The 12,228-nt window shown below is 57.5% G+C and carries 11 protein-coding genes; 1 reads left to right on the top strand and 10 read right to left on the bottom strand.

Annotation, left to right across the window (positions count from 1 at the left end; all coding sequences use genetic code 11):
- Positions 1-90: 90 nt before the first annotated feature.
- Positions 91-822, top strand: coding sequence for a carbonic anhydrase (locus tag ACQG2G_RS00405; RefSeq protein WP_061771713.1), 732 nt, complete (start codon positions 91-93; stop codon positions 820-822).
- 60 nt (positions 823-882) lie between these two features.
- Here ACQG2G_RS00405 and ACQG2G_RS00400 read toward each other — a convergent pair whose 3' ends face one another.
- The 10 genes from ACQG2G_RS00400 to ACQG2G_RS00355 form a co-directional block, all read right to left on the bottom strand.
- Complete coding sequence (locus tag ACQG2G_RS00400) at positions 883-1,860, bottom strand: GlxA family transcriptional regulator (RefSeq protein WP_248078861.1); 978 nt, start codon at positions 1,858-1,860, stop codon at positions 883-885.
- Positions 1,861-1,885: 25 nt separating this feature from the next.
- Entirely contained in the window at positions 1,886-2,665 is a 780-nt protein-coding gene (locus ACQG2G_RS00395; protein WP_061771466.1) for an MBL fold metallo-hydrolase, read from the bottom strand.
- 89 nt (positions 2,666-2,754) lie between these two features.
- Positions 2,755-4,005, bottom strand: coding sequence for an HlyD family secretion protein (locus ACQG2G_RS00390; protein WP_013094850.1), 1,251 nt, complete (start codon positions 4,003-4,005; stop codon positions 2,755-2,757).
- Between the two features lie 6 nt (positions 4,006-4,011).
- A complete protein-coding gene (locus ACQG2G_RS00385; RefSeq protein ID WP_061771467.1) occupies positions 4,012-4,761 on the bottom strand; it encodes a hypothetical protein in 750 nt (249 codons plus the stop codon).
- On the bottom strand, positions 4,758-6,854 hold the full coding sequence (locus ACQG2G_RS00380; protein ID WP_061771468.1) for a peptidase domain-containing ABC transporter: 2,097 nt from the start codon (positions 6,852-6,854) through the stop codon (positions 4,758-4,760). The genes ACQG2G_RS00385 and ACQG2G_RS00380 overlap by 4 nt, the downstream gene beginning before the upstream one ends.
- Positions 6,855-6,920: 66 nt before the next feature.
- Positions 6,921-7,106, bottom strand: coding sequence for a hypothetical protein (locus ACQG2G_RS00375; RefSeq protein ID WP_001196016.1), 186 nt, complete (start codon positions 7,104-7,106; stop codon positions 6,921-6,923).
- 23 nt (positions 7,107-7,129) lie between these two features.
- Complete coding sequence (locus ACQG2G_RS00370; protein WP_013094846.1) at positions 7,130-7,324, bottom strand: hypothetical protein; 195 nt, start codon at positions 7,322-7,324, stop codon at positions 7,130-7,132.
- A 72-nt stretch (positions 7,325-7,396) separates the two neighbouring features.
- Positions 7,397-8,053 (bottom strand): hypothetical protein, encoded by a 657-nt coding sequence (locus ACQG2G_RS00365; RefSeq protein WP_235836459.1) that lies wholly within the window; start codon positions 8,051-8,053, stop codon positions 7,397-7,399.
- Positions 8,054-8,056: 3 nt separating this feature from the next.
- Positions 8,057-9,655, bottom strand: a complete 1,599-nt coding sequence (locus ACQG2G_RS00360; RefSeq protein ID WP_059310294.1) for a hypothetical protein — start codon at positions 9,653-9,655, stop codon at positions 8,057-8,059.
- On the bottom strand, positions 9,633-12,227 hold the full coding sequence (locus tag ACQG2G_RS00355) for a CS1-pili formation C-terminal domain-containing protein (protein ID WP_061771469.1): 2,595 nt from the start codon (positions 12,225-12,227) through the stop codon (positions 9,633-9,635). Before ACQG2G_RS00355 ends, ACQG2G_RS00360 begins: the two co-directional genes overlap by 23 nt.
- Position 12,228: the final 1 nt, after the last annotated feature.

Raw genomic sequence — 12,228 nt, 5'->3', positions numbered from 1 at the left:
CAAATAACCACAATATAAGACTGGTCTTTTGGAAAAGAGTACAATGCCATCAGTATATTAACGCGCATTTCTTATTCTGAGAGACACAACATGAAACACATTCTGACCGCATCCTTATTCGCCTTATCTGCCTCTGTCTTTGCGGGGTCTGCCCCACACTGGACGTATGAAGGCAAGAGTGGTCCGGAAAACTGGGGCGAGCTCAGCGACGAGTTTGCCACCTGCAATACCGGCAAATTCCAGTCGCCCATCGATATCCGTAACGCCTATAACGCCACGCTGCCGCCGCTGGAGATGAATTTCCATACCGCCGCCGAAAAGCTGGTGAACAACGGCCACACCCTGCAGGTGACCGCCAGCGACGAAGATGAATTCCGTCTGGACGATCAGACCTTTACCCTGCGCCAGTACCATTTCCACACCCCGAGCGAAAACCGGATCAACGGCAAATCCTTCCCGCTGGAAGCGCACTTTGTTCATGCCAGCAAAGAGGGCGACGTCGCGGTGCTTGCCGTTATGTTTGAGGTCGGCCCGGAAAACAGCGCACTCAACCCGCTGCTGGCGCGCCTTCCAAAGGAAAAGGACCACGAAATCTCGATTGATAAACACCTCGATCTTCGTCCGCTGTTCCCGGCTGACCTGCACTACTATCGCTTCAGCGGCTCGCTGACCACCCCACCGTGCACCGAAGGGCTGCGCTGGCTGGTGATGAAAAACACCGTCACCCTGTCAGAAAAGCAGCTGGAGATGTTTAAGCAAGCGCTTGAGCACAGCAATAACCGTCCGCTTCAGCCTCTGAACGGCCGCGTGATTGTTCAGTAAGGTGTTGTGAGTTAAAAGCATCCGCAGGCCGGGTCTCCCGGCCTAAAAGACGGTGTTACTTCATGTCGCATCATGCCTGGCTACAGACGGCTGAATACGAAACGTCTTGCGCCACTCCGTCGGGCTGACGCCAAAACGCGCCTTAAACTGTTGTCGCCAGGTCACCGCAGAGTTAAACCCCACCAGCTCGGCCACGCGTTCAACCGGCATATTGCCGGCTTCCAGTAAGATCTGGCTGCGCCGCAGGCGCTCGGCGGTGAGCCAGTCGGCCACGGTCATGCCGGTGGCGTTGACAAAATGGCGGGTCAGCGTGCGGCGGCTCATCGAGACCACCTTCGCCAGCGAGTCGAGATTATGCGGCTCGGTAATGTGTTGCTGCAGGTAGTCGATCAGGCAGTTAATCCGCGCGTCGCGGGTGTCCTTCGGCACCGGCTGGGCAATAAACTGCGCCTGACCGCCTTCGCGGTGCGGCGGCACAATCATCCGACGGGCGATCTGGTTGGCAACCACGCTGCCAAAGCGCTGACGGATGATATACAGGCAGCAGTCCAGCGCGGCGGCGGTCCCGGCGGAGGTAATAATATTGTCGTCATCCACATAGAGGGCGTTGATATCAAGCTGGACGCGCGGAAAAAGCGACTGGAAGTGATGTTCAAACTCCCAGTGGGTGGCCGCGCGCTTGCCGTCGAGAATGCCCGCATACGCCAGCACAAACGACCCCAGACACAGCCCGACGATTTCCGCGCCGTTGTCTCTTGCCTGCACCAGGCTATCGAGCAGCACCTGAGGCGGGCGATCGAGCACGTGCTGCCAGTAGGGCACCACCACAATATCCGCCTGCGCGATGGCTGAAAAATCCTGCGTCGCGTTGAGGGCGAAGCCCTCTTTAGAGGTGAGAACGCCGGGTTTTTCGGCGCAGATCGTCACCTTAAAGCGCTTTTCGCCGGAAACCGCGTCGCCAAACAGAATACAGGGAACGGAGTAGTGGAACGGGCTAAACCCGTCCACCGCGACAATCGCGACGTTGATAAGTGGCATCTGTCTCTCCTTCCCTTTTTGGTGCTCAGAATATAACGGTTTCGCCGTCCTGGGGAATGCTCACCGCATCACCGATCTGGTTCGCTTCCACGTATTCCCGCAGCGCGCGGCGGCTCAGCAGGCAGTGGTTAATGGCTTCCATATGGACCGCCACAATTTTTGCCTGCGGCAGCAGGAAGTGAACGTTGAGCAGATCCTGTTCCCCCATAATGATGGGCCCGAAACCGATCACATGCGCGTATCCGGCATTAAGCACCACCACATCCGGCTGGTGTTTTTGCAGATCGGCCGCCACCGCATCACGCCAGACGGTATCGCCCGCGATGTAGAGCGTTTTCTCGTCCGGGTGGCGCAGAACCACACCGCAGGCTTCGCCCAGACGCTCTGCCAGCTCCGGCACCGCGTACGCGCGATCGGTACCGTGCTGGCCGCCGTGGGTTTTCGCGATGCGGATATCACCGAAGGTGGTCTCGTCGGTCATAACCGTGAGGTTATCAAAACCCTGGCTTCGCAGCAGCGCGGCATCACGATCGTTTTGCACATAGATCGGTTTGTCTTTGGCGATCAGTTCCACCGCCGCGCGATCCCAGTGATCGTCATGGGTGTGGGTGACGATCACCGCATCGGCGTCCAGCAGCGTGCTGACGTCAACGGGCAGTTCAACCATTGGGTTACGGATCTCGGCCCGCGCCGTGCCGGGGAAACCGGGATAAGCGTCTTTTGCGGCCAGCATCGGGTCGATCAAAAAGCGTTTACCGGCATACGTGATCAGTTGGGTGGCATTGCGAATATGAGTGATGTTCATGGGCTATTCTCCTGTGCGTGTGATAAGGAGAATAGCCCGCGACCCGGCGTTAGCCTGTGGGCTAATGGGCGATGAACGATGAAATCGGGTCAATCGATAAACCGTTTACGCACCCGCTCCAGCGGCGCAATCAGCAGATTGATAAGCGGTTTGCGATCGATAACGATATCGGCGTTAACCGTCATCCCGCCCATCAGCAGACGCTTTTTGTTGTCCGGATCGGTAAACCAGGAAGGCACCCGCACCTTGGCAAGATAGTAGTTCTGCCCCTCCTGGAGCGGGATAAGCGCCGAATGCGCATCAATATTCACCTCGTAAAAATCAGACAGGGTGGCCTCCACCGAGCCATATTTATCCACCGGCCAGGAGTCAAAGCGCAGCTTCACCTTATCCCCTTTCGCCACCCGGCCCACGCCCGTAGCTGGCACATAGAGGTACCCCTCCATCGACGCGGCGGTGTTTTTACGGATCACCACCACCACCTCGCTGTTTTGCGTAATGGCCCGGCCCGGCGGGAAGTTGATCGCTACCACGTAGCCATCGGCAGGGGCCAGCATGGCCATCGTAGAGCTGCCCCGGCTGGAAAGGTTGCGGTCAATTTCGCTGATCCGGTTTTTCACGTACAGCAGCTCCTGGCTCAGGGAGTCGATTTGCGACTGAGTGCTGTCGGTCAGGCTGGTTTTGCGCGCCTCCAGATCGAGGATACTGCTCTCCTCCAGCGTCAGGTTAAGCTGCGCGTTGAGCACGTCGTTGTGGCTTTTATCCAGATCGACCTTCGACACATAGCCTTTCCCGGATATCGCTTTCCACGCCTCATAGGTATCGGTGCTGTTTTTGAGCAACGCACGCAGCTTTTTCACTTTGTCGCGGGACACCACAATCTGCCGGTCGGCAATATCCAGCTGCTGCGCCAGGTTTTTCCGGTAGGTGGCGATAGAATCTTCAATGGTCTGCACGCGCTGCTCGCTGCGCTTTTTCTCCGCCTCCATCTGCTGGCGATCGAACTGCACCACCGAGCCCTGCTTGCCGCCGTAGTCCTGCGACACGGTAAAAAGCGGGTCATTCTCTTTCACGTACTGGCCTGGACGTACGGCAAAATCCACGATGGTGCCGGACTCTCTGGCACGCACTTCCACATCCCCCTGGGCCGGGATCAGCACCCCGCGCGCCAGCGTGGTTTCCGAAAAGTTAAAGACGATCGAAAAGACCAGCAGACAGAGAAAAAAGGAGATAAACAGCGTTAACACGCCTTTCAGCCGCGGGGCGTTGATCTCGTAGCTCTTTGAAAAATGGTGCGGGATCAGCGCCCGACGTTGTCGGTTTCGGTTTCTTAATTTCACGACATGTCATCCATGATAAATCACTGAAAGATCGTCCCATGCACTCCAGAGCGTGGGGGTTTTACGCAACGCGTTCAGCGTGGCGGTGGCGGCCTGACGGTACTCCGCAGGGGCATAGGTCTGGCTCTCCAGCGCAAATTCCGCCGAGTGCAGCGAACAGCCGGGCAGCAGCGTACGAATCACATATCCATAGCGCGTTAAAAAGCGCGTCGACACGTCCGTTAACCACGCTTTCTGGTCGCCCGCCTGGGTCATGAACAGCGGCGCATCCGGGAGGCGCTCATCCACCAGCAGCACGGTCACCAGCCGGTGCGGGGCGAAAAACACCCCTGCCCGCCGCTCCTCGTGCGCCGCCATCAGCTTGTGCAGCGCGGGAAGGCGGGTAACAAACTGAAAGCGCACGTCGTCTGGCGCGGTGGCGAGCAGCGCATCCGCGATCAGGCCAAATCCGGCCCAGCGCATGCCCAGCAGCAGGGTGCGGGGCTGAGAATAGAAATCCTGCTCGCGGGTAAATGCCGCCACCCGGGCGTGGAGATCGAAACGCACGTTGCGCCGCCACAGCGCGGGCGGGAAGATCTGCTCGACAAAATGAAAGCCGCTCATCTCCAGGGCGTTCTGGCGCAGAAAATCGGGTGGGACGTCAGCCTCCGGGCAGCGCATAAACTGGCTGTAGTTTTGCGTGATCCGGCTTGCGAGCAGCGTGCGTCCGGCCTGCCGGGCGCAAAGTCGGGCGTAGAGACGGGGCAGAAACATCATTGCTCACTCTCCCGCAGCGTGCCGTTTTCCATGGTGTAGAGCCGTCCGTGACAGCCCACCACCTCCGGCGAGTGGGTGACAAACACCAGACCAATCCCCAGGCCACGCAGGTTCGCCAGCACCTTCTGCGCCGTGGTTTTATCGAGGTTTGCCGTCACTTCATCGCACAGCAGCAGCTTCGGCTGGCTGTACAGCGCGCGCGCCAGCACCAGACGCTGCATCTCGCCGGCGGAGAAAAAGGTATTTCCCGGCAGCAGCTCCGTTTCGTATCCGTGCGGCAGACGCGCAACCACGTGGTCAATCTCCGCCAGGCGGCAGGCAGCAATCACCCGCTCTTTGTCCGGCGCGCTATCAAAGCAGGAGAGGTTATCCAGAATGGAGCCGGTAAAGAGAATATCGTCCGCATGCACAATGCGAATATGCTGGCGCAAAGAGGAGAGATCGCACTCGGTGATCGGGATCGCATTGATCCGCAAACTGCCCGATGTGGAGAGCAACATCCCGGAGATCAGACGCAGCAGCGTGGTTTTCCCGGAGCCGCTCTGGCCGACAATCACCGCCTCTTCGCCCTGCTTGAGCGTCATGTTGATGTGCTGCAGGGTCGCCTCACGTCCCGGATAAGCAAAAGAGACATCCTCAAAGGCCAGACTGACGGGTGAGGTCACAATCTTCCGGCCAAACTGGCTGGCTTCAGAGGGGGCAAATAGCAGGTCGCCCACGCGATCCAGCGGCCCTTTCAGCGCATTTTTGTCCAGCAGCTTTTGCGCCACCTGTACCATCGCGTCGGAGAAATAGCGTTTGTAGCTGATGTAGGCGTAGAGCATCCCGATACTCATCTGCCCTTCCAGGATAAGCCACGCGCCAAAGCAGACCACCAGCAGCTGCTCGGCGTTGATCACCAGCAGCGAGGCAACATCAAAGCGGGCCAGCAGGCGCTCTTTGCGCATCAGCCCGGCGATGTGCTCACGCTGGGATTTGTCCATCACCGCGTCCCGGGCCTGCTCCATGTTGTTGGCCTTCAGGGTGATGATCCCCTTCTGCGTCTCCACCAGCAGCGACTCATACTTTGCGGTGCGCTCGATGGAGTCGTCCACCGCGCGCTGGTAAGGCCCGATCAGCGAAAAGCGGATCAGGAAGAACACCCCCATCAGCAGCATCGTCAGCACGGCGATTTTCACGTTATACAGCAGCATAAACAGCAGGCTGGTGAAGGCGATCAGGCTGGAAAAGAGGATCTGCACATAGCCATTGCTGATGAACTCCGCACAGGCATGCAGCGATTTTTCAATCGCCAGCACAATGCCCGGCGGGCGGCTGCGGAACCAGCCGGTCTGGGTACGCAGCATATAGCGGCGAACCGACTGGCTGAGGTCGTCATAGGCAATGTTACGCATCAGGATCTCAAGCAGCTGCTTGAGGAACTTACCAATGACTTCAAAAATAAAGACGATAGCGAAAATGGCGGTGAGTAAGATCACCAGATCGTTGTCGTTGCGCGAGATGGCCTCGTCCATGATCAGCTGCACGTAGGTGGGGCTGGCCAGCATGGTGATGAGGGTAAAAATCGAGAGCACAAACAGCAGCACCTGCCGCTGAAATAAGCTCGGGGATTTATTGGCCAGCCGCCCCAGCGTGAGCGTCTCGTCGGGCGATTTTTTGTCGAAGCGCGGCGTTGGCTTGAGCTCCAGCACGTAGCCGGAAAAGAGTTTTTGCGCCTCCTTGAGGCTGTAGCGACGCACGCCGCTGGCCGGGTCGTGGACCGTCACGCTGCGGCCGTCGACCTTCACGATAACCACGAAGTGATTGCCGCGCCAGAAGGCGATGAGCGGCAGTTCGGCACTTTCAATTTCAGTGATTTCGCCCTTTAGCACCCGGCCCGTCATATTTTTATCGCTGGCGAGGGTCATTAATTCCGCCATCGAGGTTCCCGCGTCGGCAGAAACCGAAATCTCCCTGCGCAGCTGGCTGACGGAGACATGGTGTTCGTAGTGCCCCAGCACCATCGCCAGGCAGGCCAGCCCACATTCGGTAAATTCATGCTGGCGAATAACGGGTGTCTTACCCTTTTTTTTATACTGAAAAAGCGAAAACATAATTATCCGTGGCTGAAATAAAAAAATGGCCCGGCAATGCGGGCCATAGGTGCATAGGTCAATAACTTATGCGCTGAAGAAGCCGCCGATGAAGCCGCCCACCAGGCCAAACACGCCGCCGATGGTGCCGCCCAGCGCGCCTAACATCTGGCTGCCCGCGTTATAGCCCGCGCTCGCGCCCTGAATGGCAGCAGCAAACGGATCCCAACCACCGATGATGGCCTGTGCTTTTTTGAAATCGATAACTTGCATGATTGTCTTCCTGTTAATCTGAATTAGTTGTAGCTGCCAACCAGCGCACCCAGGAAGCCCATCGCGCCACCCAGAATTCCGCCAACCACACCGCCTACCATGCCCATGATGCTTGCACCGGTGTCGTAACCCAGCTGTGCGCCCTTAACGAGGCCAGCAAACGGGTTTAATGCACCACCGATAATGTCTTTCGCTTCTACGAATGAAATCGCTTTCATTTTATTCTCCTGTAGTTGTAAATCTTTAGCTTGCGCCAAAGGTTAATTTCCTTTTATGAAGGAAAGCGGTTGTTACGGGCAGCTCGAAAGCGGAATGATTTTATTCCCATAAATAATCATCCGCCTTGCTGGCTGCGCGTAATTATCTATTTCCAGCCGTTGACCCGGCGGAAGATATTTTGAATCGTTATATTGTGAGCTACACCCCTGTGAGGAGACATATTTAAACCAGGTATTCCCGGTATTACTCACCACCCCGTTGCTAAACGCATAATCAAAATGTCTTGTCCATGGGCGGACAATTAAAATAGCCTCAAGCGAAACCACCACATCCGACTGGATGCGTTGGCCTTTGCTCATCACAACCCGCGCCTGGAGCGGCGTCTCGGTGAATTTAACGCGATAATAGCGCTCTTTGCTGTCGTGCGGACCGGTGTAATAAAACTTAAAACCGGCCTGCTCGCCGCTCTCCAGCGTTAACTGTTTAGGCGAGAACATTACCTCGCCGTCTTTTATTTCAGTCTCTTTTCCGTGCTCTTTAGGAATATCGACCTGAATAAGCGAAACAGTATAATTCTGTCGAACGCTGGTATCGTTTTTTATTGGCTGAAAAACAACTTCTTTTTCGGGTAGAAAATCAATATTTAGACTTTCAATAATTAAAGCATTTGCGCTTGCAGAAATGAAGCAATTTATTGCGAAAATAGCCAGGAATTTTCCAGTCATCATCGTTTAATTCCAGGAAGCGCTGACATCAATTCGACCCTGGGCCGTCACTTCGCCAAACCAGTTATTACCGTCATAGGTGGTTTTCGATACCGGGTTATTCATCACAAACTGCAACACCAGCGGCGTTTTCCACAGCCACATGTCCGTCACACCGGAGCTTATCTTGTCCCACTCTTCCGCATGGGTGGCGGGCGCGGGAATGGACAGCGCTTCGCCCTTGCAGTTATGCGCCTTCAGCGTTTGGCTTTTGCCCACCAGCACGTTGCCGGGGATCGGCACGGTGAAGCCGTTGCCGCTAAAGGCGCAGTAATCCACGCCGTTCAGACTCTGCGTCGGCCCGGTGACCTTCACCGTTACCGCAATCGCCGCGTCTTTCTGCGCGCCGCTGTAGGTAATGGTGTAGGGGATCTCAATCGGCGCCTCGCCAATTGTTCCTTTTCCGGAGCCGCCAAGGCCGTTAGGGTCGAGGGTGTAGTCCGGGCTATCCGGCACAATCGCCAGTCCTGGCTGGATAGGGTTAATGACCAGCCCTCCGCCCGGCTGGAAGCAGAAATCCGCCGCCAGCGAACTGTTGCCCGGCGTCAGGCACAGGCTGACGATATTGCCAATGTTGCTGCCATCCCCCGCCTGCGCCACGCTCAAAATCAGCGCCTTCGGTAAAAAGATTTTAAGGTTGGCCTTGCCGCCGTTTTTTTGCGGCGCGGCGAGGAAGGTATTCGCCAGCACGCGGGTATCGCTCAAAATACCGCCGGAGATGCTGTACCAGTTGCTCTCGTCGAAGGTGATTTCCGCCGCCAGACCCGTTCCGCCGCTCATGTGCGACTGCAGCACGCCGTTTACGCGGGATGACGTCAGCGCCAGGCCCGGGTTATAGCCGGTGATATCTTCGCCAACGAAGGTATATTCCAGCAGCGAACAGAGCACGCCCGACACCGTATTGCGGGTGTATTTGGTGCAGGTCGCCCCGGTGGAACCATCCACAATCGTGACCTCGCCGCTGATCGGGTCTATCCCCAGATCCAGCGCCCGCGAGTTGGTCATGGTCAACGTCCCCACCTTGTGCAGCGTGTTGGTGGTGGTCACCTTATTGATAGAGGTGATCTGCGGCGTGGAGGTAATGGTCACCTCGTTGCCGGGAGCCGCATTGAGCAGATAGTTAAAGAACGGATCCCCCAGCACCCAGCGGCCATAGGAGGTGCCGGGTTCGACGATTGGCGGTTTTACCACCATAGCGGTGTCGGTATAGCTTGTCGCCGCGGTATAGCCCGTGGTGCCGCAGCTTGAAGAGCACGCGGTGCCCTTAAAGAACGGCGAGGCGCTGGAGCCGGTGACGCTGAAGTTGATGGTCAGCGCGCTGCCCGCAGGGCCGGTAAAGCTGTTGTCCGGAATGTAGCTGGCAATCCCGTTGTTGGTTTTGGCGCTCAGGGTCGGCCACTCGCGCGATCCGTGTAAAAACGCGGTTGAGGTGCTGTTCAGGCTAAACAGCGCCGCCGTGTTGCCCGTCCCGTTGTTGTCCGGGTTGTTGATCGCAAAATAGGGCATCTGCTGCGCCTGCGCAGCCGCGCTAATCAGCAGCAGATTAAGAGCGAATATCTTTTTCATCTTCACGTTCCCGCGTTCCTTTTGCTTCCTGCCAGACGAAATCGCCCTTATCGCAGGAGATGTCCCCAAGCCACAGCGCGCCGCGGTTGGACTCGATATCCAGACGCACCTCGCAGACGCTGTCGTCCGGCGTGGCAATACTGAGCACCGGATTATTCTTGTCCACGTCAATCACGAAGCGACCGTCGTTTTCCGTGCGGGTCAGCCCGACGTGGTTTTTGATTTGCGTGGCGCTCACCGGATTGCCGCTGGCATCGACAAGGCGACCAAACAGGGTGACGATTTTTTTCACCTGCGGCTTCATCACCACCGTGTTACCCGGGTAGACCGTGATATGCCGACGGGCATTCGCGCCGATGTCATAGCTTTCGGTCCCGGTTTCGCTGTTCATCACCTCCAGGTCATAGGCCTGATAGGCCGGCAACGACAGCCAGGTTTTATCGCCCTTAATGCGCTCCGTGCGGCCGTTCAGCTTCAGCGTGAGCGACTCGTCGGACTTCAGTCCGGTGCTGACAATCACCCCTGCGCTGTCGGTCCCTTTACCTGCCGCTATCGCTTCTTTTGACCAGCCGACGCTGCCGTCGCTGGTCAGCGTGGAGTTCCAGCCCTTGCTGGTGCCGCTCTGCACGCTGAGGATGTTGCTGTTCCACGGCGTGTCGAAGCTGACGCTGCCGCCGCCGCTCACCGTGCGATCCTGGTTGCTGCTGAAGGCTCTTGAGACGTTGGCGGTGACCGACTTCAGGTAATCCCCTTCGAACTGGCGGCTGGCGCTGACGTTAAGCGCCGTGCCGGTATCGCGGTTATGCGACACGCCCACGGAGACGGTGTTACCCAGCGGGATCGAGAAATCGAGCATCACGTAGCGGTCTTTCTCTTCGTAGTACCCTTCGTACTTATTGCGCGACATGCCCACCCGCAGGCGCGCCGTGCCGTAACGACCGGCGTACAGCCCCTGGGAGTAGTCAATCTGATAGCGTTTATAGCGGTATACGTCGTCTTCCTGCCGCATCAGGCTCAGGTTACCGGCGGAAGGCAGGCCAAACGACGGCAGGCTGAACGACGCGCCCCACGTGTTGCCTTTGTTTTCATAGATATCGAGGAACTTGCCGCTGGAGAGTTGCTCGTGGGAGTACCAGACCGAACCGATATTCCACGGCAGGCTGACGTTAGCCCCGTAGTTGGCGCGGTACGTGCCGTCCGAGGCGGCCATCGTCTGGGTGTTCACCGAGAAATACCCGGTCAGGTTCAGGGAGGCCCACAGTTCGCTGACCACGTGTTCGCGCATCATGTAGCCGGACGCGTTCCAGTCGACCATCCCGCTGCGCTTGCTGAAGGAGGTGCCGACCAGCGACATGGTGTCTTTGTGCTTAGTGTCGTAATCGTAGTAGTAGCTGTTGTCCTGCTCGTTTTTCCGTTTGGCATACTTCTTGTAGTTGACGACGGATTTGTCGCGGCTATAAATACCGCCCCACGTCTGCCAGCGCAGAGACTCCGACACGTTATTGCTGAAGGGTTTGTTCACCGTGTACATGCTGCGCGACACGGTGCGGCTGCCGCTGACCACTTCCACTTCCACGCTGTAGATACCGTAGGGCAGCGCGCTGGTATCGATTTCGTGGTTACCCACGTCAAAGCGCTGAATGCCAATAAGCTGGCCGTCGCGGCGAATACGGGCTTCCCCGGCCGTCGGGAAATAGACCACCACCGGCGTCAGGGAGAGGGTATTGTCCCGCTTGCGCGAGTTAGCCTGGTTGCCCACCGACACGCCGTACACTTCACCACCGGAAATACCGCTGACGCTGGCCAGCGACTGCATCGCCCAGCCGTTCAGCATCCCGGCGGCGTAGCGCATGCCCTGATAGTCACGTTCCCACATCACCGCGTTCATCTGGGTGTCGCTGCTGCTTTCGTTAACGTAGCCAGAGCCATCGACCAGCAGGTGATCGACCCCCATCGAGATCCAGCTTTTGGCGTTGAGATAGCCGGACGACCAGCTGTCGCCGTAGCCGCTCTCGGTATGATACGCGCCAAGGTTATAGGAGAGCGTACCGCTCAGATCGTCTGATTCAGGGGCATCGATATCCACTTCACGGGGACGAATGTTGACCCCGTAATCGCGCTGGGAGAGGTTCAGCAGCAGACGCATCTTTTTCTGGTCCAGCTCAAACGCCGACCCGGCGCTCACCGGAATACGCATTTGCTCGTCGAACTGTTTGCCGCTGATGCTTTGCAGCAACGTCCGCATCTCTTTCGACAGACGAATACCGTTATCAGACTCCTGGACCTGCACGTCGCGCAGCCCGAGCAGCCGATCTTTCGCGTAAATCGTCACGTCGCCAATACGGACATATTCGCTCACGTCACGCGCGCCGCTCGCCGTTTGCGCGGCATTCGGGCGGGTATTGACCAAATAAACAGGGATTTTGATCCCCTGCTCCAGCAGAGCATAGAGCGAGTCGGGAAAACGGTAATTAGCGATAACCACGGAGCTGGAGGCAGCATGCGCATACGCGGGCAGGAGGCCGGATGTGCACGCCATCATCACCGGCAACACTAATTTATTTTTCACCATG

This window comes from Enterobacter cloacae complex sp. 382A5 (assembly GCF_050031095.1).
Lineage (GTDB): Bacteria > Pseudomonadota > Gammaproteobacteria > Enterobacterales > Enterobacteriaceae > Enterobacter > Enterobacter cloacae.
Note: the sequence above shows the minus strand (reverse complement) of the source record. Positions and strands in the feature narration are given on the sequence as shown.